Here is a 22753-nt window from a genome sequence, read left to right on the forward strand (position 1 = left end):
TTATAGATTTATAATGGATACAGACTTAGGGAATTATAGAAAATCATATGAAAAACAAGCGCTGCTAGAAACTAACATCAGTGAAAATCCTATGGAAGTGTTCCAAAAGTGGTTCTATGAAGTCGACTCAAATTTTGATGAAGGAGAGACCAATGCCATGACAATTTCTACGATTGGATTAGACGGATTTCCAAAAAGTAGGGTAGTGCTCCTTAAGAAATATACCCATGAAGGATTTATTTTTTACACCAATTACAAGAGTGAAAAATCTAAAGCCATAATTGCCAACCCAAAGGTTTGTTTGTCATTTTTTTGGCCAAAGGCGGAGCGACAAGTGATCATCAAAGGAACTGCAGAAAAGGTATCCGCGAATATGAGTGATGGCTATTTTGAATCGAGACCCCGTGGAAGCCAGTTGGGAGCTCTCGTATCCCATCAAAGTGAGGTAGTAAAGAGTAGAGAGGTACTTGAAGAAGAATTACATGAACTTGAGTTAAAATATGAAGGCAAAGAGATTCCCAGACCTGCACATTGGGGAGGATTTATAGTAAAACCTATCTCTATTGAGTTTTGGCAAGGCCGACCAAATAGATTGCACGATAGAATTAGATTTACCTTAAATACAGATTTTGACTGGGTCATGGAACGTCTTTCACCATGATTGAGATCTTCATATTACCAATAAATTAACGACCTTGAAATACGAAATGGACATCAACCTGATGACCTTAAACTTTCCGTTTTTAACTCATCATTATACTTCATTATGTATACATTACCTGGTGTTTTATGACATTATGTATATCTAAATAGTAAAAAAGTAAGCAGTTCTTTTGGCTCGAAAGTTTGTTCTATCTTTTCAATGGGCCCTAACCTTGGACTTAAATTTTAGGCCCAATTTTCGATCGACTAAACGTCGGTTTTCATCGACGTAAAACGGATATTTGTAATATCAACGTGCACTTCATCGATGATTTACATATAAAACCGATTAACTACGTGCTTTTTGTCGATTTTAACATTTCTTTAACAGTTAGTTCAGATTAGTCTTCTAATTTAGCTGAACCAAATCATATTTAACCTACTTATGAAACTTACCACCTACCTGCCGATGCTGGCTTTATTGGCCATATTCACTTTTTCTTGTTCATCAGAAGATTTGCAAGAAAACAGCATTGATAATTCTATTTTGAAGAATGCTCCAACAGCTAAAGTAATTGAATTGGAGATCCTGGAATTAATCAATAATCACAGAACGGGATTAAATTTAGCTCCTTTAAACAACTTGAGCATTATTAAGTCGGTTGCCTTTACACATACTGATTATATGGTATCGGTAAATCAAGTCAACCACGACAATTTTTTCCAACGTAAATCCAGTTTGGTTCAACACGCCTCGGCGACAAAAGTTACCGAAAATGTGGCTTACGCTTATAGCTCGGCCGAGTCAGTTGTAAACGCATGGTTAAATAGTCCGTCTCATAAGGCAAATATAGAAGGAGATTTCACAGATTTTGATATTTCTGCAGAAAAGAATTCAGAGGGTAAATGGTACTTTACAAATATATTTATTAAACGTTAATCTATAATTGAATTTTTAAGATTGTTAGTTATTTTGAAGAAGACCACTCGCTATTTGAGTGGTTTTTTTGTTTCCTTTCGCCAAGCTTGCGATTTTTATATTCCATTTGTCGTACTAAGGAAAAGGAGCTGGTTTGGCTACCAAGTTTTAGAAATGTCCAATCTTAAATTCACGGTGGCCATGTGCCTATGTGTTGAGATTTGAGTTTTTCATAAAATAAAAGAGCAGACTCATGGTCTGCTCTTTTATTGAAATTTGGAAGAAGTTAATCTTTCAAAATATAGAAGTATGATCTTCTGTTTAGCTGGTGCTCTTCTGCCGAACATTTAACGCCATTAGAACATCTGTTGAGCAATTGGGTTTCACCATATCCAATGGCGCTCTCAATGCGCTCTGGTGCAATTCCACGGGATAAAATATAATCTCGGGTTGACTTAGCACGTCGATCAGATAATTTCATATTGTATTTGTCGCTTCCTCTACTGTCCGTATGCGATTCAATTTTAATGACCATGTTTGGATGTTCTCTCATGACATCAACAATATGTTCCAACTCATATTCTGCGTCTGTTCTGATATTCCATTTATCAAAATCGAAGAAAATAGGATTGATAACAATTTGATCGGCATCAATTAACGGTGTTAGATAAAGATCGGCATTATTAATTTTACCATCTTCGACATCTGTAACAATTTCTTTTCGGTCATCTTTAAAGTCCTTCTTACTTCCCAGAACAGTGTAGTACTTATCGCAATCTGCATCTAAAGTAAATGCACCACTGTCAGAAGTCATGACTGTTGCAATGATTTTACCGTTTTTGTTGATCAATTTCACTTCAACATTTGCAAGGACTTCATTGGTCTTGATATTTCTGGCAATACCTTCAATGGTCTGTTTACAAGATTCAGCATTAAATCCGTAAATATCATCACTTCCTTTTCCTCCAGGACGGTTAGATGAGAAGTAGCCTGTTTTATTGTCATCATTCATAAAGAATGCGAAATCGTCATAACTACTATTATAAGGTGCACCAAGATTTTCTGGTTCAGCATTTTCCTTTTTTAAAATATCCGATTTATAGATATCCAACAAGCCTAGATTTAAATATCCATCAGATGAAAAGTACAGTGTATTATCTTTGGAAACAAAAGGGAACATTTCCCTTCCTTCGGTATTCACTTTTGGACCTAAATTCTTTGGTTCGCCATATTTTCCATCTCCTAAAATATCAACGACATATATATCTGTTTGTCCAAAACCACCTTCACGATCTGAAACAAAATATAGTTTTGTATTATCAGGACTTAATGCCGGGTGACCATTAGAAAAATAATCGTCGTTAAATGGCAGTTCCACTATATTGTTCCATACGCCATTACTCAAAGTCGCTTTATATAATTTTAAATGTGAAGTTCCTTTACGATCATATCCCAATTTGTTTCTTCGGTTGACATTGTCTCTTGTAAAATACATGGTTTGTCCATCATTGGTAATAGCGACAGACGCTTCGTGGTATGGGGTATTTATTTTTGTTGAATTAATGAAATCAGCTCCTGAATATTCTTTTTTACCGTCATGATCAGTTACGCTCACATAATAGATGTCTAGGAACGGCTCAGCATTCCAGCCATATCTTTTCTTTACATCAGTATCTCGAGCAGATGCGAAATATAATATACCGTCTGATATATAGGCACCAAAATCAGAGAACTCTGTATTAAAGGGAAGGTTTTGGATTTTAACAATAATATCTTCAGTAGATGCTAAATCCTCATAGAGATCGAGGTTGTTGGCGTCAAAGTCTTTAACACGGCTATCATTGCCTTGGATATTTTTAAATTTCACCAACCACTTGTCCGCTTCTTGATAATCTTTAATACTTCTTAAACTTTGAATGTATTTGAAAATGTATTCAGGATTGACCTTATCATATTTGTTCACCGCCTTTCCGTACCATAGTGCTGCTTCTTTTGATTTGGAGTTGTTGTAATAACAATCGCCCAAGCGGGTTAATACATGTTCACTGCTATCACCTTTTTTTACCGCTTCTTCATAAAGTTCAGTTGCTTTTATGTAGGCAAAGTTTTCAAAAAACTTATCTGCCAATTTTCTTTGAGCAACCATAAGCGTGCTGCTAAGCGCGAAAAAGAATATAAATAATTTTGTTTTCATAGTCATAGGTTTTAGAAGTATCGAGGCGATTTAATACGTTTACTTTTAAATATTTCAAACATCAGCAAAATTTCATGGGTACCGCTTGTATAGGGTCTCAGATCAGAAAATGGATATTCATAGGCATAACCAATACGCAGTTGTTTTGATACCTGGAAATCGGCTATCCCGCCTAATGCGGATGTGTTTTCATTTATTCTATATGATCCACCGATCCAAAACACGTCGTTGAATAGAAAATTAGCGGTTAAATCCATTGATAAAGGCGCACCATTTGTTGCTTTTACCAAAAATGCAGGTTTAAATTTTGTTGTGGCCCCCAGATCAAACACGTAACCTCCCGTAAAATAGTAACTAAGACGTTCTAAAGCTTCATAGGCTTGTTCTCCATTATAGTCCGTATTCAATAATCTTGGCGCTGAAAGCCCTAAATACCATCTTTCGGAGTGCCAATAAGCTCCGGCACCGATATTGGGTTTCCATCGATTTTCGTAACCATAGATTACTGGGTCGTCAAATTCGGCTGCCCTAAAATCTGGGTCTAAACTAAATCCAGTAAAGCCAGCCTTCAATCCAAATGCCAATTTTGTGTTTTGGCCTGTTTGAATAGTATATGAAAAATCGGCATAGAGGTATTGGAAGTTTTGGTAACCCAATTCATCATTTATAAAGGACATTCCCAATCCGATCTTTTCATTTCGGAGTGGTGTATGAATGGAGAGTGTTTGGGTAGTTGGCGCTCCTTCGAGTCCCACCCATTGGCTTCTGTGCAATCCCACCATACTTAATGTTTCTCTACTGCCCGCATATGCAGGGTTGATGGAAATGGTATTGTACATATACTGTGTAAACTGTGGGAGTTGTTGTGCAACTCCCATCCAGCTTGTGAACAGTACTAAAACGATAATATTAAGCTTTACAAATTTCATAGGTTAACATTTATTTGGTTGCAACGTAGATCGGGCCTGCGAAAGGTTTTAATCCACTATTTTTTAGATTAACGACATAATAATATGTTCCGGTTGGCACATAGTTTGAACTTCCGATAGAAGCCTTGGATGATGAGCCATTCCAATCATTTTGGTAATTATTGGACTCATAGATCATAGCACCCCAACGGTTGAATATTTGAAGCTCTATTGTAAATCCACAGTCTTCAACCCCCGTGATCGTAAAGAAATCATTCTTGCCATCAGCATAGGTTGTTACAGCTTTTGAAATTACGACATCTTCCGCGCCACATGGCAATACTACACAATCATCATTCAATGTAATATTTACAAGAGTTTCAGTAGGGCAGTATTCATCAGCCACCGAGTACATAAACGTATAGGTTCCCAGTTCTAATCCATACGGATTGAAAATACTACCGTTTACGCTTGCGGTCCCGGCAACCACACTCCAAGTACCATTGGTATCATAAGATCCACTCAACAAGCTGAAAAGATCAAAATTCAAATCATCGCCATTACATAGTTCAGTACCCGTGGCCACTATGATGTCAACTGTGTTGTCAACATTAATGGTTTGGGTGTATACTGCTTCATTGTGGCAAATGTCTGAAACTGTCCAAGTTCTTGTTATAACATATTGCAAACTACCTTCAGTAGCCGTTGACGTTTCATTAAACTCAACCTGAATGTCATCAGAACAGGCATCTTCAAAAACCAATTCTGGTACTGAAGGAATATTGTCACAAGTTATAGAGATCTCAGATTGATATTCTGTTACTAAGTTTGGTGCAGTCATATCCCTAACGTGGATCGTTTGTGATGCCGTTGAAGCATTGCCACACGCATCTGTTGCCGTCCAAGTTCGAGTAATGGAATAATCACCTTCACAATCGCCAGGAGTCGTCACATCTTCAAAAGTCAATACTACGTCAGAACTACAAGCATCCGTTGCGGTAGCTTGGGCAAACTCAGGTGTAACCGTACAGTCAACAGTCGAGTCGGCAGGAAGGTTTGCAATAACTGGTGCAGTTACATCCTTAACGTTGATCGTTTGTGTTGCAGTTGAAGCATTGCCACAAGCATCCGTTGCGGTCCAAGTTCGAGTAATGGAGTAATCACCTTCACAGTCACCAGGAGTCTTCACATCTTCAAAAGTCAAGGTCACTTCCGAGCCACATGCGTCTGTTGCAACAGCTTGAGTAAACTCAGGTGTTACAGAACAATCAATTGTAGTCTCAGCAGGTAATTCTGCAATAACAGGAGCAGTTATATCTTGAACATTGATTGTTTGTGATGCCGTTGAAGCATTTCCACAAGCATCCTTAACGGTCCAAGTTCTAGTAATTGAATATTCACCTTCACAAGTACCAGGAGTTGTCACATCTTCAAAAGTGAAAGTCATGTCGTCACCACTACAAAGATCTGTGGCAGTAGCTTGTGTAAATTCAACAGCGACTGAACAATCAATTGTAGTTACGGCTGGTAAAGGGTCAATAACCGGAGCAGTGGTATCAACAATGGTGAACTTTGCCGTTGTGCTCGATGAGTTTCCGCAACCGTCAGTAGCGGTAAATGTTACCGTTGCTGAACCTGTAGCGCCACATTCGTCAGAAAGTCCATCAAAATCATTCGACCAGGTTACTGCTGAGCACTTATCAAATGCAGTTGCACCAGCATTTCCTTCCAGCCAGGTTTGTAAGTCGGTCATATTACCTAGTCCATCACATTCTACCGTTAGATCAGCAGCTGGTGTTGTTATCTCTGGTGCAATGACATCTTGTATCGCATAGGTTGCAGACGTGGATGTAGAATTGCCACAGCCATCAGACACCGTAAAAATCACTTCAATAGGTGAGGAGCAATCTGAGGTTGCACCGTTATAGTTATTTGTCCAAGTTAAAGTTGTTGAACAGGCATCCGATGCCGTAGCACCACCATTTGAATTTAACCAAGCTTCCAATGCACTGTTGCTTCCGCTATCATCGCAATCAACCACAATGTCAGATGCAGGATTGTCAATAATTGGAGACGTAGTGTCTACTACTGAAATCATTTGTGTGCCTGTGGTTGTATTTCCACATTCGTCAGTTACTGTCCACGTTCTATTAATGGAATACTCACCTTCGCAATCTCCATCAGTGACCACATCGTCAAATGTAACTTGTACTGAACCACACATGTCTTCGCCTGTTGCACTTCCAGTAGCCAAAGGATCTTTAGATTCAGAACATTCGACTGTTATGTCTGCTGGAATTGTAATAGTTGGAGCAGTAGTATCAACAATAGAAATCGTTTGGATTTCAGAAACAGAATTACCACACTCATCAGTAGCTGTCCAAGTTCTTGAAATCACTTGAGTGACTCCACATCCTTCTACGGCGCTATCTTCAAAAGTAATGATTACGTTTCCACATGCATCAGTTGCAGTAGCCTCACCGTACATTCTTGAAAGACCAGTACATTCTAAAGTAACGTCGGCTGGTACTGTAAGAACTGGAGGTGTTGTATCAACTACGGTAATTATTTGTGTATTTGAAGTTGTATTGCCACATTCGTCAGTAGCCGTCCAAGTTCTTGTAATAGTTTGTGTATTGCCACAACCCTCTTCGGCTGTATCAACATGAGTTATAGTGACCTCTCCACATGAATCTGTCGCAGTTGCCATTCCAGTAGCTGAAGGTTCAGTAGATTCAGAACATTCAACCGTTGCATCTGCCGGAACAGAGAGAACAGGAGCCACATTATCAACCATATTTATAGTTTGTGATGCGGTAGAAGCATTTCCACAGGCATCCGTTGCCGTCCAAGTTCTGGTAATCGAATACTCACCTTCACAAGCACCAGGAGTAGTCACGTCTTCAAAAGTAAGTGTCACTTCAGAGCCGCAGCCATCCGTTGCAGTGGCTTGAGCGAACTCAGGCGTTACCGAACAGTCAATAGTCGAATCGGCAGGCAATGCAGCGATGACCGGTGCAGTCGTATCTTGAACATTGATCGTTTGTGATGCCGTAGAAGCATTTCCACAGGCATCCGTTGCCTTCCAAGTTCTGGTAATCGAATATTCACCTTCACAAGCACCAGGAGTAGTCACGTCTTCAAAAGTAAGTGTGACATCAGAACCACAGGCATCTGTTGCAGTCGCTTGAGCGAACTCAGGCGTTACCGAACAGTCAATAGTCGAATCGGCAGGCAATGCAGCGATGACCGGTGCAGTTGTATCTTGAACATTGATCGTTTGTGATGCCGTAGAAGCATTTCCACAGGCATCCGTTGCTGTCCAAGTTCTGGTAATGGAATATTCACCTTCACAAGCACCAGGAGTAGTCACGTCTTCAAAAGTAAGTGTGACATCAGAACCACAGGCATCTGTTGCAGTCGCTTGAGCGAACTCAGGCGTTACCGAACAGTCAATAGTCGAATCGGCAGGCAATGCAGCGATGACCGGTGCAGTCGTATCTTGAACATTGATCGTTTGTGATGCCGTAGAAGCATTTCCACAGGCATCCGTTGCTGTCCAAGTTCTGGTAATCGAATATTCACTATCACAAGCACCAGGAGAAGTCACGTCTTCAAAAGTAAGTGTGACATCAGAACTACAGGCATCTGTTGCAGTGGCTTGAGCGAACTCAGGCGTTACCGAGCAGTCAATAGTTGAATCGGCAGGCAATGCAGCGATGACCGGTGCAGTTGTATCTTGAACATTGATCGTTTGTGATGCCGTAGAAGCATTTCCACAGGCATCCGTTGCCGTCCAGGTTCTGGTAATCGAATATTCACCTTCACAAGCACCAGGAGTAGTCACGTCTTCAAAAGTAAGTGTGACATCAGAACCACAGGCATCTGTTGCAGTCGCTTGAGCGAACTCAGGCGTTACCGAACAGTCAATAGTCGAATCGGCAGGCAATGCAGCGATGACCGGTGCAGTTGTATCTTGAACATTGATCGTTTGTGATGCCGTAGAAGCATTTCCACAGGCATCCGTTGCCGTCCAGGTTCTGGTAATGGAATATTCATCTTCACAAGCACCAGGAGTAGTCACGTCTTCAAATGTAAGTGTGACATCAGAACTACAGGCATCCGTTGCAGTGGCTTGAGCGAACTCAGGTGTTACCGAGCAGTCAATAGTTGAATCGGCAGGCAATGCAGCGATGACCGGTGCAGTCGTATCTTGAACGTTGATAGTTTGAGCAACTGTAGAAATATTTCCACAGGTATCAGTTGCTATCCAAGTTCTAGTAATGGAATATTCACCTTCACATGTACCAGGAGTGATCGCATCCTCATAGGTGATCTCAACAGCTCCACAGGCAGCTGAAACAGTTGCAGTTCCGGTAACTGATGGATCAGTTGAATCTCCACATTCTATGGTTTCATCTTGTGGTGCCACAAGTATTGGTGCCACATCATTTTCAATTGTAATGATTTGGGTACTGGAAGCCGTTTGGGCACAAGCGTCGGTAACGGAAAAAGTTCTCGTTACAACTATTGGACATTCTCCAGTAGAACTATCAATATAGGTCACATTGGCAATGTTATCACCGTTAAACGATCCACCTTCAGCCAAAAATTCAGCAGTACTTATGGTTACTAAAGTTTCGCTATAAACTAATGAAGTCAAATTGCCATTAGTAATGTCATCAGTTGTACATCCACTTACAGTAAGAGCAGTAGGTGCAGTAATTTCGACAGAACCAGTGTTTTCGGTGATAATTACAAAAGAAGCGGTGGCAGTACAGTTGGTATCAGTATCTGATACAACAACAGTATAGGTGCCATCAGGCAAGTTTGTTAAATCTTCGGTATCAGAATCAGGATCTTGCAATCCGTTGTGGTCCCAATCAAAAGTATAATTGCCAGAGCCGCCGCTAACACTGATATCAATGCTACCGTTATTGCTGTTAGCACAAGAGTTGTTAATTTGCTCTTCTAAGGTAATTGTTAAACCTTCATAAACCGTCACAGTTATTGGTGTTCTTGTAGCATTGACACAATTGGCTGCAGGACCTTCAGCTACATAATAAGTAAATACGCCAGCAATACTTGTATCTGGAATCAATGATGTTTGTCCAACAGTGTTTGGATTATTGTCGGCATAATAGAATAATGAATAATCCGGATTTGAAACTTGAGCCGTTAAAGGATCAGCTGTTTCATTTAAACAATAGTCCACATTGGAAACCGATGGCGATGATGTTATTTCTGTAACTTCAATCGTAAAAATATAGCTACATGCCGAGCTTCCAGGTGGCACTGCGTAATAAGTAGTTTTACCTATAGTTGCAGGAAAAGGATTTGATACATTATATTGAATTGAGTTGTCGGTTACAGGATAAGAATCATAAAATAATGATCCTTGAGGAAACTGTGCTTGAATTTCTGATACAGGAATTCCACTACTATCAAAATTACAGTATAGAAATTCTCTTTCAACAGAGACTCCTGTACAGTTATCGATAATATATTGTTCCGAATCGATATCAACTTCAATCGGATCTGTGTTTGGTTCTCCTTCACAGATGCCATTCTCTTGATATCCCTGAATTAAAGGTAACGAATACTGAACGTTGGAGGTGACCCCAGTACCAGCGATATAGCCTCCTACAATGACAATTTTAGGCGCACAGTTATTGTTGACTAAGATTGAGCAGTCTTCTGTAGTTTTTAATCTAAAGCGTATATCTGCGAGCAACTTGGTTAGGTCGGTGTCTAACGGTAAATAGGAAATATCCCAGACAATTGCGCCGGTTGCACCTTCATTTGGATCGAAATAAGGAGCAGTGGCGTTAAACAAATTGTCATATTCGTTGAAGTTGATGCTGCCAGGAACAAACTCCGAAGTAAATGGAATTGGAATTACCAGCTTTGCGTCCTTGATAGGCTCTGTTCCTTTGTTTCTAATTTCCAAACCATACTCCAATTGGTCACCTGGGAAAGCAATATAAGGTGCATTTGCCGGGTTTCCTGCAATACTTTGTAAGGATAATAACCCTTCAGATTCTGGAATATAGGCATCTACTGCAAAAGTAATATTGAAAATAATATAAGTATCCTGAGTAGAACCATATTCAAATCGTGTAGAGGTCTGATTGTTGCCTATAAGGCTATTATTGCTGTTATCAAGATCAAATATACTGATATCCAATCCCGTATTGTTTAGTAAGTCAGGGAATCTTGCACCATCAGTTAGAATTGAGGAATTAAAGAAGTTGGTAGTACTATTTCCGCTGTGATTTAAAGATTCGAATGTGTTATCACTATGTTTTCGCATTTTGAAGTAATCACCAGAAATATTTCGGTCTCCTTCACCCGCCATAACTCCAAGTTTTAAATTGACCGGTCCATTTTGTGCAGAGTTAAATCCTGCTACATCTAAGGTGTGGCTAACCGTAGTGTTCCCTGCAACATAGGCATGACCATCAAATACGGTAATGTCTTTCCATTTCATTTGTGAGTTTTCGTAAACCACAACCATTCCCCAACCACCATAATAGCCTGTTGAACCTCCATCTCCTTCAACAAGGGCAATGTCAGCAACATGATAGAGACCAGCATTTCCGTTGTTTCTAACATAATCAGTCACATCCACATAAGCTGAAAACATGTCGCCATCGGTCCCTGAAGGGTAGTAAATATCGTTGGCATTTGCAGTTAATTGGGTGTAAGTAGATGCATTGGGCCCTTTAATAGACACCTTTCTTTTATCCAAGGTTTTAGTGAGTTGGATGATCTCAGGAATAGTTTGGTTATAAGTTACTTCCACATAAGCTCTAGCGGAATTGGACAAACGTAAACGATTGACGGTTAGAGTGTAATCCGGACTTGAAAACACCGTATATGGAACGTCCAAATAAGCATTTGAATTATTCAGGCTGCTCGTTGCGACATTTGTTTGAGGACCGCCGTTTACTGATACTCTTAAATATCTGCTTGCGGAACTAAATCCGGTATTGTAAAAGAATTCAACAGTATCACCACTACCTGAAGAGGTAAATGTAAAAGTGGTCAATGAACCAGACACGCTCCTTGTTAGGGTATAATTTGTGTTGGGAATGGCATCGCCATCATATATGGTCTCATTGTTAGTGACTTGTTGCGTAATGGTATTGCCAGTAGCAACATCCTTAGTAATTGTAAACGAATTCTCAGCTCTGGATCTTCCTGTCCAATACAGTCCAGCATATACAACATTGGAACATTCTGGGTTTGCGCCAAACTCATCCGAAAAGGTTAAAGTGGCCGCTGAGGAATTGAAGGTGTTGGGATCATTGTCTATATCCACATAGGTCATGGCGGAACTATTGTTGCCATTATCGGTATAGTTTACCAATGTCAAATTGGTATTTCCCAACATTGTAAAATCACCCTTAACATTATAGACGGTCTTGTTGGGAGTAAATACTGAAGACCTAGGTGTAAAGTCGACCCTAACCTGACCAAAAGAGACGATTGTGGGAGACAGTGCCAAAACTATAATCAATACGATCTGTAGTATTGACTTAGAGTAATTGATTTTTGCGGAGTATAATTTTTTCATAGTGATAACTTTTAAGGAAGTCAGTAGGTATTATGAACGTTTATAAGAACTATAAAAGAAAGTGATCTCAGGATCTGCATTCTGTAGGAATGACCTAATCTGATTTTCGGAAATAGGAAATTCGCATTTCAAATAGATGTATTTTAGATGGCTAAAACCTCTAATGGCATCCACATCGAAAGGATTTCTCAAGTCATTTTCGGAATTCAAGTTTATGGTGATGAGTTCTATTTTGTTGTATAGCGAATTTCTTGTAGAAACGAAATTAAAGGATTCGGTATCCAGAAACTTTAATACTACTGGTGCGCCAACACCTTCAATATTTAAAATGCCGTTATTTTTAATATAAACGGTAGATTTTAAATCATACAACAAATCGTAGGGAATTTCTGAAGTAAACGTAGTACTTCTTTGACTAACCGTTGAGCCATGCGCAAGGGTCTGTTCACGATCTGATAATTTAAGGATTACATTTTCTTGAGAGAAAGAAGTGCTGGAGAAAAGTCCAATAAGTATTATCATACTTAAAAACTTTGTGTTAAATTTGGAGTTCATAGTCCTAAATGGTTTAATTTGATCTAATTGTTTTTTATGGCTTCGGCAATTTTTTTTCAAAAATTTACCGAGCAATATGTTTATAAGCAATATGTTTTTATTTTAAGCTACCCTTATCAAGAAAGAATATGCCTGAAATTGAAACTGCTTAAATATTTTGAGGGAAGGGGCATTGCGATACAATGCGGGAATGGATTCATTAATATGTCTTTGATTTGGGGTCATTTACATCAATTTGTTTGAACAAAGCAACATATAACAATTTGTTAAAACAAAAATAAATGGTGAAGGGATGAAATAATCGATAAGACGGACAGGGGCAACACATTATCCGTAAAACATGTATTTAATCGAATAAAATATGAAGACAATTGTACTAACAAGGCATGCTAAGTCCTCTTGGGACCACGATGTCAGCGATTTAAAGCGTCCATTGAGTAAGCGAGGTTTTACTGATGCGAACTTGGTTTCCAAATCCTTTGGGACCTATAGTGTTATTTTTGACGCCATTTACTCTAGTCCTGCAAACAGAGCGCTGACCACCTGTCAGATTTTTATGGACAATCTTGGGCTTGATCCTGAATTGTTGACCATTGACAAACAATTGTATGATTTTGGAGGCAACCAGGTGAGGCGCTTTATAAAGTCATTGGACGATAATTTGGAAACTGTGATGTTGTTTGGCCATAATCACGCTTTTACATCCTTGGCCAATAGTTTTGGGGATGCTGATATTGACAATCTGCCTACCTCAGGCTTGGTCATGATTGAATTTGAAGTGGACCAATGGCAACACGTGAGTCAAGGTGAAACCAAACTGTTCCTAAGACCAAAGGATTTTAAATAAACAGCTTAGTGATAATTATGAGGACATGTATTTATTAATTCCATGGGCATCTCATATCGACAATAACTAATTGTTATATCTTGGGCGGCGACTTTATTTTGAGTTATAAATAGAATATATTTGTTGAAGATTAAATTCACTCCTCACTTAATGGTTAAAGATATAAATTCCAATACATACATCAATAGAGAGATAAGCTGGTTACAATTTAACGAGCGCGTTTTACAGGAAGCTGAGGATGAAAGTGTTCCACTTATTGAACGCCTTCGCTTCTTGGGTATATTTTCAAACAATTTAGACGAGTTTTTCAAGGTGAGATATGCCACTGTGAAACGTATTGATGAAGCGGGAAAGACAGGGAAAAGTGAATTGGGAGGGATTTCAGCTGGCGAATTATTGGAAATTATCACCCAAATCGTCATCAAACAGCAAAGTGATAGTCTCGAAATTTTAGCAACCATTCACAAGCGCTTAGAGGATGAAAACATCCATATTGTCAACGAAACGCAAATTGATGAATCGCAGCACCGATTTATAAAGAATTATTTTATTCAGCATGTAAGTCCCGCATTGGTCATCATAATTTTGAGCGAATTGGTCAAACTTCCAACCTTAAAGGATAGTGCCGCTTATCTTGCCGTGAAAATGGTTTTTAGTGACCAAAAAAAACAATTTGCCCTTATTGAGATTCCTAAGACATTGGATCGTTTTGTGGTGTTGCCTAAGCAAGGCCCCGATAATTATATTATTTTGATGGACGATTTGTTGCGGTATTGCCTGAATGATATATTTAATATTTTTAAATATGAATCCGTTTCCGCCCACATGATCAAAATCACACGAGATGGTGAATTGGATTTTGAAAGTGATCTGAGCAAGAGCTTTATTGAGAAAATATCGGACAGTGTCAAACATCGACAAATTGGAGAACCTGTCAGGTTTGTCTATGATAAAACGATTGATGATGAAACCTTGCAGTTGCTCATGAGTATGATGGGTATAGATGCTAAAGATAGTGTCATTCCTGGTGGACGCTACCACAACCGACGTGACTATATGGACTTTCCAAGTTTGGGAAGAACCGATTTGTTGTACGAAAAAATAGAACCATTACCGATTAAAGGGTTAAGTTTAGAGACTAGTATTTTTAATAATATCGCTAAAAAGGATTATTTGTTACATACACCTTATCAGACCTTTTCCTATATAGTCAAATTTTTAAGGGAAGCGGCTTTGGATCCTAAGGTGAAAAACATAAAGATTACCATTTATCGATTGGCACAAATTTCACATGTGGCCAGCTCGTTGATCAATGCTGCTAAAAACGGTAAAAAAGTAACAGTAGCCATCGAGTTGCAAGCTCGTTTCGATGAACAAGCCAATATTGATTATGCCGAACAGATGCAAACCGATGGTATCAATCTTCTTTTTGGGGTCAAAGGACTCAAAGTGCATAGCAAAATGTGCGTCATTGAACGTGAGGAAAACAATAAGATCAAGCGCTACGGGTTTTTGAGCACAGGTAACTTTAATGAATCTACGGCCACACTGTATACAGACTATACCTTATTTACATCAGACCAAAGAATTTTGAAAGACGTGGTCAAAGTATTCGACTTTTTTGAAACCAACTATCGAATTTTTAGATATAAGCATATTATTGTTTCGCCACATTATACTAAATCAAAATTATTCAAACTAATTGATTCTGAAATTGAAAATGTCAAAAATGGAAAACCGGCATTTATCAAGCTAAAGCTCAATAGTCTGTCAAGTTATATGATGGTAGATAAACTCTATGAAGCCAGTAGGGCAGGTGTTAAAATTCAAATGATTGTAAGGGGTATTTGCTGCTTGGTGCCTGGTATTAAAGGCATGAGTGAAAATATTGAGGTCATCAGTATCATTGATAAGTTTTTGGAACATACCAGGTTATTGGTGTTTTGTAACAATAATGATCCAAAAATCTATATTTCTTCGGCCGATTGGATGTCAAGAAACATTGAAAATAGGGTAGAAGTCACTTGCCCTATCTATGACCAGGATATTAAAAATGAACTTTTAGACGTTTTTGATATTGCTTGGAATGACAATGTAAAAGCACGATTATTATGTGGCACGCATGAAAATAAATACCGACATAATAATTTGCCAAAAGTAAGGTCACAATTTGAGATCTATAATTATTATGTCAATAAACTACAAAATTAAACTATGTTGACCATTAAAAAATATGCTGCTATTGACATTGGTTCCAATGCGGTACGTTTGCTTATTTCAAATATAATTGAACAAAAAGGAAAACCAACTCTCTTCCGAAAAAGCGCATTGGTGCGTGTACCTATACGTTTGGGAGCAGATGTCTTTTTAAATCATAGAATTTCCAAAGAAAACGAATTGCGCTTGGTAGACACCATGAATGCATTTAAGCTACTCATGGCCTCACACAAGGTTATTGCCTATAAAGCTTGTGCCACTTCTGCAATGCGCGAAGCTGAAAACGGAAATGACATTGTAAAACTTATTAGAAAACAAGCCAAAATAAAGATTGATGTAATTGACGGCGAAGAAGAAGCAGCCATTATTGCTGCTACAGATTTGAACAGTTATATAGATCCGTCCAAAACCTATCTATATGTGGATGTTGGCGGTGGAAGTACTGAATTTTCTGTGATCCATCAGGGGAAAACAGCCGCTTCAAAATCGTTTAAAATTGGTACGGTTAGGCTGTTAAATGACATTGTGCAAAAGGAAGTCTGGTTGGAATTGGAGGCTTGGATCAAACAAAACACTAAGGATTATGAGAAAATTGATCTCTTGGGTTCGGGTGGAAATATTAATAAAATATTCAAGATCTCAGGTCGGGCAGCCGGGAAGCCATTGACCTATTTCTATTTGACCTCTTACTACAATATGCTCCAAACCTATAGTTATGAAGAGCGAATTACAGAGTTGGATCTGAACCAAGATAGAGCAGACGTTATCATTCCCGCTACCAGGATTTACCTTTCTGCTATGAAATGGAGCAATGCCAAGTACATCTACGTTCCCAAAATTGGTTTATCTGATGGGATCATCAAAAGCGTCTACTTTGGAACCGTATCGTCTGTAAACTTGGTATAAGTTAGCCGTTTATCTTCTTTTTACTGTTACATATCTAATATTTCATTAGAATAATAATTTTCAATATATATTCACTGCCTCAAATCATGAATTATGAAAAAATTATTTACTCTTTTGCTTATTGTAGGTATTTCAGCCTTCTCCTTTTCTCAAGATATCAATTACGGAGTGCATTTTGCCACCAATATCTCCAATATGGATTACGATGTTGATGGGATTCGTTCCAACCCACATAGAAACGGATTTGTATTTGGAGCCTTTGTAGATTTTGGATTGACTGAAACTCTCGCTGTTATGACCGAGTTGCAGTACTCGCCTGAAGGTGCTAATTTACAAGACTTTAAGACGGATTATCTCAACCTTCCGGTGATATTGAACTACAATGTTTTTGGTGGATTTAAGCTTGGTGTTGGACCACAAGTTGGATTGAAAATCCATAAGCATCAGGACGGATTTAAGAACCTTGTATTCTCGGGAGTGGGATTGGCGGAATATATGATTACTGATGAATTCGGCATCGATTTCCGTTATATCTACGGGGTTTCCAACGTATTTGATGACGAATTAAATCTTAAAGCCACACAGGGTGTGATGCAATTTGGATTCACTTACAGACTTTAATGTCTTCAAAAAGTTAAAAAAAATTAAGCTCCATAATTTTGGAGCTTAATTTTTTTAAAAGGATATGTGAACAATTACAATTCAGAACGTGTTAAATTCTATCTTCGAGGCGCCTATCCGTGTATCGTCTCACTTTTACCCAGGTTTTTCATAATTTCCGCTTCATATTCCAAAAGATCATTCCATTTTTTGTCCACTTCCTGTCTGTTGCCGTACTTTCTGGCAAAGCCTAAGAACATAGTATAATGATTGGCCTCACTGACCATCAATTTTCTGTAGAACTCGGCCAATTCCTTATCCTGTAATTCTTCTGAAAGCAGTCTGAAACGCTCGCAGCTTCTTGCTTCAATTAACGCAGCATAAAGTAGTCTATGGACCAGTTGCGTGGTCCTACTGCCACCTTTTGGAAAAAATTTCAGCAATTGAACAACATAGTCATCCTTCCGATCTCTACCCAAAGTCCATCCGTTTTCGAGTATTCTATCGTGTACCAATTTAAAATGGCTGATTTCTTCTTTGACCAAAGCGACCATTTCTTGTACCAATTCTGTATATTCCGGGAAACTAACTATCAAGGAAATAGCCGTACTTGTGGCCTTTTGTTCGCAGTAAGCATGGTCAGTTAATATGTCTTCTATGTTTTTTTCAACAATATTGACCCAACGTGGGTCTGTAGGTAATTTTAATCCGAGCATAATCTATATTTTAAAAGTTTAAACGCTTTCATATATGTATGATTAATAATTTACAAATGCGATTTATTTAACCGCGTTCTTCAATTAAATTAACCGATTCCTGACCATAAGGATCAATGGACATTCGGTATAATCTATAGGCATTGTTTTTAGGGTTTATAAAGGACATATCCAGAATGATGTCATCATCTGTTAACAGATCCTGATTAACCCAGACGTGTTGTAACGTAACGTTAATCCAGAATGGATCGGCATCAAGTAATTTAAATTTTTTTGCAGAAATATGGGTTCTGAAAACATCTTTCGATGCTGTAGAAACAATGACCTCCGATTCAAAAACGCGTTGATAGGTAGTTTCTTTATAATTTGCTTTTGTGGTACTTGAAACGAATATTTGTTCATCCAATAATGAATAATTTTTGATATGAACGTTGGTCCTGTTTGAAATAATAGTATCCGTCACTATCTCAACATAAGCTTCAGGGTGATAATTAAACATTTCCGAATCCGAATTTCTTAAATTAAATTCGAAAATAGCACGTTCTAAAGCTTCTTTTTTGGTTTGTCTTCCATCACAAGCCATAAAGACAATTGAAATAACAGAAGTTAATATAAATAGGTTTCTCATTGTCGTAATAATTAAAAACCTACAAAGTTTTTAGAAACACTGCAGGCTTTGAGTACAATAAACCGCGATTCGCAAGTTGTTGTGCAGTCCAAATTTAAAGTCACAGATCCAATCCAAAGGTTTTTTTCAAAAGCTCAATATTTGGATTCTTTTCCTTTAACTTCTCATATTTCTCCAATGGCGTAAAGGCGTATTTTTTTGCGACTTCTTCATTGACATCGACATGTAAAGTTAGATCAAAATTCCTAACTGTTTTTCTGAGATACTCCATCAATGGAAATTGCGCGCGTTCCAACTCTATCTTAAGAGATTCGTTTGGAAATTCTACGTGAATTTTAGTGCCATGCAATTTTGGTTTTCCCATTTCCAGTATAGACACCATGATTTTTTCTCCTTTCTGATCCAAGGATTTAATGTAGTCCTTCCAAGCTTTATGGAAGGCTTCCGGAGTAAAATCTTCTTTGGGTAAATCGTTCGGATCAACAACAACTTCCATCTGTTTAATGAGATGTTCCTTCTTAGCCCGAATACTTTTTAAGGACAGACCGGAAGTGCGTTTCGGATCGGGTTTCAGGTCGATCTTAGGAACTGTTTGTTGAGCAAATACATTAGGTTTTACCCCGGCAGAAGGTTCCGTTTTATTTTCTATGGGATCAGCAACTTTATGGACGACTGAAGCCTCATTTTTGGGAAGCGTTACCGCAATAGGCGTAATGCCCTTTGCTTTAAAATAAGAAGCTGGAACTATGTAGTGACTGCTATTTTTTTTTTCTCCATCAAAAGTGATAGAGGCAAGCTGCATTAAAGTGAGTTCAACGAGTAAACGCTGATTTTTGCTGCTTTTAAACTTAAGATCGCAGTCATTGGCAAGTTCAATGCCTTTCATCAGAAACTCATAGGATGCTTTTCTGCACTGCTCCATATATTTCACTTTGGTGTCCTCTCCAACTTCAAGAAGTTCAACTGTTTGCTCGTTTTTACACACCATTAGGTCTCTAAAATGGGACGCCAAGCCAGCAATATAATGATGGCCATCAAAACCCTTTGATAAAGTGTCATTAAATTGAATAAGCAATTCTGGAATTTTATTTTCTAAAATCAAGTCAGTACTTGTAAAGTAAGTCTCGTAATCAAGGACGTTCAAGTTCTCTGTTACCGCGTGTCGGGTTAAGTTTTTACCAGAAAAGCTAACTACCCTATCAAAAATGGAAAGTGCATCGCGCATGGCACCATCTGCCTTTTGGGCAATGATGTGTAGAGCGTCATCTTCAGCATCTATGCCCTGTTCTTTGGCAATGTATTTTAAATACTCCTTAGCATCCTTAACAGTTATTCTTTTGAAATCGAAGATTTGACAACGCGATAAAATCGTCGGAATTATTTTATGCTTTTCGGTAGTAGCCAAAATGAAAATACAGTGTTTTGGTGGCTCTTCCAAGGTTTTTAAAAACGCGTTAAACGCCGCTTGGGAGAGCATGTGCACCTCATCAATGATATAAACTTTATATTTTCCAACTTGTGGCGGAATTCTGACTTGATCCGTCAAGTTTCTGATATCGTCAACCGAGTTGTTGGAAGCAGCATCCAGTTCAAAAATGTTGAAGGCAAAATCTTCATCTTCTTTCTCTGTGCCATCACTATTGATCATTTTAGCCAAGATACGGGCACAGGTCGTTTTACCGACCCCGCGCGGACCAGTAAACAAAAGGGCTTGTGCTAAATGATGATGCTCAATGGCATTCATCAAAGTATTGGTAATAGCCTGCTGGCCCACAACATCCTTAAAGGTCTGTGGTCTGTACTTGCGTGCCGATACTACGAAATGTTCCATTGTGTATTAAGAATTCAGTTATGCGTTTCATATGGCAAAACATGAAGTAACAAAGTTAAAAATTCGGTTCTAATAAAGGAACTACATCCTGTGATTTTAGCATTAGTTATTAACAAAAAGGTTTAAAGCTGAGAGTTCAAAGTGCCTTAAGCAATTAAACTTGACAACAATGATGGAATTTGAATATTTACTAAAGATTAGGCGCTCTAAGTGCCTACAATATTAGGTACTTAAAACTTTTAGTCGTATAATCTTATCGACTTAAATTTTTATATTAACTTTGTACTTAAGTAGATCGCCTTATCGCTTCCTTAGAAATTGGGAGGAGGAAAGTCCGAACACCGTAGTGCAACATAATGGTTAATGGCCATCGGTCGTGAGATCAGGAAAAGTGCAACAGAAAGAATGTACAGGTCAAGCTGTAGTGAAATCAGGTAAACTCTATGTGGTGCAATGTCATGTAAACCAACGTTCCGTCCCGGTAGGGATTGGGAGAGGGCGGCACGCTCGATTGTTGGAGGGTAGACAGCTAAAGTGCATTGGCAACAGTGCATTCAGATAAATGATAAGGCCACTTTTCTATTTGGAATTCAGTTTCCAAAATGAAATTGGACAGAATTCGGCTTATAGATTTGCTTACTTAAACAGGCTCTTTGTTAATTCAAAGAGCTTTGTTTATTTAGTGAAATTACAGTCTGGCAACAGACAGACAAAACTCAAAAAAGGAGTGGATCAGGTTTTTCACATTGACTTACTAACTTTCACGGATATGAAACGCCATAAAATAGCTCTTTTATCAAAACAGAATTTTCTCTGCTGTTGGTGGTCAGGTCTGCGAAATTTTGAATTTTAGAAGATCTCTTCGGCTTTTTCAAAGAAACTGAAGATACTACTCCCATAATTTTTGGAGTAACTAAAATAAGGCAGATGGGAGAGTTCCATCTGTTTGGCATGCTCTACAACTAAAACACCTTCATCTTCAAGAAGGTCATTTTGAAATACCAATTCAGGAATTTTAGAAAACTCCTCCAAACTAAAGGCATATGGTGGATCAACGAAAATGACATCCGATTTTATTTTTGTGGTTTCCAAAAATTTGAAAACATCACTCCTTACTGTTTTGATGGGCATTTCAAACTCTTCGGCAGTTTTATTGATGAACTTGATGCACCCAAAATCTTCATCTACACTGGTAATATCTTCCGTTCCTCTGGAGGCAAATTCATAACTGATGCTTCCTGTGCCTGCAAATAAGTCCAATACTGAAATCTCATCAAAATAATAGTTGTTGTTCAGGATATTGAAAATGGCTTCCTTTGCCATATCGGTGGTAGGACGTACTGGTAGCTTTTTTGGCGGCGTGATACGTCTTCCTTTAAATTGACCTGAGATAATCCTCATTAGTTGAAACTGTTTAAAATAAGTGTATGCTGATGCTGTGGATTAACCCCATCAGCTTTAGTATAATTGTAATTCTTTGAAGGCTCATCAAATGTTACAAATCTTATGTAAGTGTAGAGCATTTGATAGAGTTCATCATCTTCGACAATTTGACCGGATAATTTAACCATAACGGTTTCAGTGTCTAATTTTAATTGTTCAAAGGCGAAGAGGACATAATAGATAAAATCTTCTTTAGTGACATATTCAAAGCTGTTGTATAACTGAAACTGTCCTTTTTTTACCACTGCCATTTCAAATTGGAAAGGTTCTACGTTGATATAAACTTTATCATCGTTTGAATTTTCTTCTTTCTTTAATATTTGTTCCAAAAAAATAGTGGAAGCATGTTTGTATTCAAACTCGCCATAAACCTCAAACAAATAATTGTTGATATTGATATATGGAACGAAGACATTAATACAATTGCTGGCCTCTATTTTATCGTGTGAAATAAAATCGGTTTTGATGATTTTGGAACTGAACTTGAGATAATCTGCCGCATTCTGTTCTTCGAAAAACTCTTCTGGGACGAAATTGGAAAGTTCGTTTTGAAAAAGCACCAAAACGCTATCGAAAGTCTGAGAGAGTAGAGGCTCCTTTGAAAGGATGCCCTGCAGCTCTTCCAAGACAGCTCCTGGCGTCAATTTACTTTTAAAGTCAACACGCTTTAAAAATTCAATCTCAGAATCAGAGCTATTAAGGATACAAAAAGAAAGTCCACTCAAACTAATTTGAATGGACAGTTTTTTAAGGTTATTTAATTCCAAT

General features: G+C 38.3%; 15 protein-coding genes and 1 other RNA gene. 7 read left to right on the forward strand and 9 right to left on the reverse strand.

What is annotated here, in order from left to right; all coding sequences use genetic code 11:
- Window positions 1-13: 13 nt before the first annotated feature.
- Together pdxH and G6N06_RS04710 are read left to right on the forward strand one after the other, a co-directional pair.
- Window positions 14-661 carry a pyridoxamine 5'-phosphate oxidase gene (gene pdxH / locus G6N06_RS04705; protein WP_163514909.1) on the forward strand — a complete coding sequence of 216 codons (648 nt, stop codon included), beginning with the start codon at window positions 14-16 and terminating at the stop codon, window positions 659-661.
- Window positions 662-1087: 426 nt separating this feature from the next.
- Entirely contained in the window at window positions 1088-1582 is a 495-nt protein-coding gene (locus tag G6N06_RS04710) for a CAP domain-containing protein (RefSeq protein ID WP_163514910.1), read from the forward strand.
- Window positions 1583-1847: 265 nt separating this feature from the next.
- On the opposite strand, the gene G6N06_RS04715 is transcribed toward G6N06_RS04710, so the two are convergent.
- The 4 genes from G6N06_RS04715 to G6N06_RS04730 are packed head-to-tail and all read right to left on the reverse strand — an operon-like array spanning window position 1848 to window position 12764.
- Window positions 1848-3755, reverse strand: coding sequence for an OmpA family protein (locus G6N06_RS04715; RefSeq protein ID WP_163514911.1), 1908 nt, complete (start codon window positions 3753-3755; stop codon window positions 1848-1850).
- 11 nt (window positions 3756-3766) lie between these two features.
- A complete protein-coding gene (locus G6N06_RS04720) occupies window positions 3767-4684 on the reverse strand; it encodes a PorP/SprF family type IX secretion system membrane protein (protein WP_163514912.1) in 918 nt (305 codons plus the stop codon).
- Between the two features lie 10 nt (window positions 4685-4694).
- Complete coding sequence (locus G6N06_RS04725) at window positions 4695-12242, reverse strand: HYR-like domain-containing protein (RefSeq protein ID WP_163514913.1); 7548 nt, start codon at window positions 12240-12242, stop codon at window positions 4695-4697.
- 30 nt (window positions 12243-12272) lie between these two features.
- On the reverse strand, window positions 12273-12764 hold the full coding sequence (locus tag G6N06_RS04730) for a hypothetical protein (RefSeq protein WP_163514914.1): 492 nt from the start codon (window positions 12762-12764) through the stop codon (window positions 12273-12275).
- Between the two features lie 394 nt (window positions 12765-13158).
- On the opposite strand from G6N06_RS04730, the gene G6N06_RS04735 reads away from it, so the two are divergent.
- The 4 genes from G6N06_RS04735 to G6N06_RS04750 all read left to right on the forward strand — a co-directional run bounded on the left by G6N06_RS04735 (window position 13159) and on the right by G6N06_RS04750 (window position 17388).
- Complete coding sequence (locus tag G6N06_RS04735) at window positions 13159-13644, forward strand: SixA phosphatase family protein (protein WP_163514915.1); 486 nt, start codon at window positions 13159-13161, stop codon at window positions 13642-13644.
- A gap of 150 nt (window positions 13645-13794) precedes the next feature.
- Window positions 13795-15855, forward strand: a complete 2061-nt coding sequence (ppk1, locus tag G6N06_RS04740; RefSeq protein WP_163514916.1) for a polyphosphate kinase 1 — start codon at window positions 13795-13797, stop codon at window positions 15853-15855.
- A gap of 3 nt (window positions 15856-15858) precedes the next feature.
- The gene (locus G6N06_RS04745; protein ID WP_163514917.1) at window positions 15859-16767 is read left to right on the forward strand and encodes a Ppx/GppA phosphatase family protein; all 909 of its coding nucleotides are present in this window, start codon (window positions 15859-15861) and stop codon (window positions 16765-16767) included.
- 93 nt (window positions 16768-16860) lie between these two features.
- On the forward strand, window positions 16861-17388 hold the full coding sequence (locus G6N06_RS04750; protein ID WP_163514918.1) for an outer membrane beta-barrel protein: 528 nt from the start codon (window positions 16861-16863) through the stop codon (window positions 17386-17388).
- Between the two features lie 113 nt (window positions 17389-17501).
- Here the strand turns inward: G6N06_RS04750 and G6N06_RS04755 are convergent, their stop codons facing one another.
- The 3 genes from G6N06_RS04755 to dnaX form a co-directional block, all read right to left on the reverse strand.
- Complete coding sequence (locus tag G6N06_RS04755; RefSeq protein WP_163514919.1) at window positions 17502-18083, reverse strand: MiaE family protein; 582 nt, start codon at window positions 18081-18083, stop codon at window positions 17502-17504.
- A gap of 67 nt (window positions 18084-18150) precedes the next feature.
- Window positions 18151-18711: a hypothetical protein gene (locus G6N06_RS04760; protein ID WP_163514920.1), complete on the reverse strand. Its 561-nt coding sequence runs from the start codon at window positions 18709-18711 to the stop codon at window positions 18151-18153.
- 100 nt (window positions 18712-18811) lie between these two features.
- Window positions 18812-20542, reverse strand: coding sequence for a DNA polymerase III subunit gamma/tau (dnaX, locus tag G6N06_RS04765; protein WP_163514921.1), 1731 nt, complete (start codon window positions 20540-20542; stop codon window positions 18812-18814).
- A gap of 287 nt (window positions 20543-20829) precedes the next feature.
- Between dnaX and rnpB the strand changes: the two genes are divergently transcribed.
- An RNA gene (gene rnpB / locus G6N06_RS04770) (RNase P RNA component class A) lies at window positions 20830-21185 on the forward strand.
- Between the two features lie 206 nt (window positions 21186-21391).
- Here rnpB and G6N06_RS04775 read toward each other — a convergent pair.
- Both G6N06_RS04775 and G6N06_RS04780 read right to left on the reverse strand, forming a co-directional pair.
- A complete protein-coding gene (locus G6N06_RS04775) occupies window positions 21392-21943 on the reverse strand; it encodes an RsmD family RNA methyltransferase (protein WP_163514922.1) in 552 nt (183 codons plus the stop codon).
- Window positions 21943-22752, reverse strand: a complete 810-nt coding sequence (locus G6N06_RS04780; RefSeq protein WP_163514923.1) for a DUF3822 family protein — start codon at window positions 22750-22752, stop codon at window positions 21943-21945. The genes G6N06_RS04775 and G6N06_RS04780 overlap by 1 nt, the downstream gene beginning before the upstream one ends.
- Window position 22753: the final 1 nt, after the last annotated feature.

Source organism: Gelidibacter japonicus, assembly GCF_010725055.1.
Lineage (GTDB): Bacteria > Bacteroidota > Bacteroidia > Flavobacteriales > Flavobacteriaceae > Gelidibacter > Gelidibacter japonicus.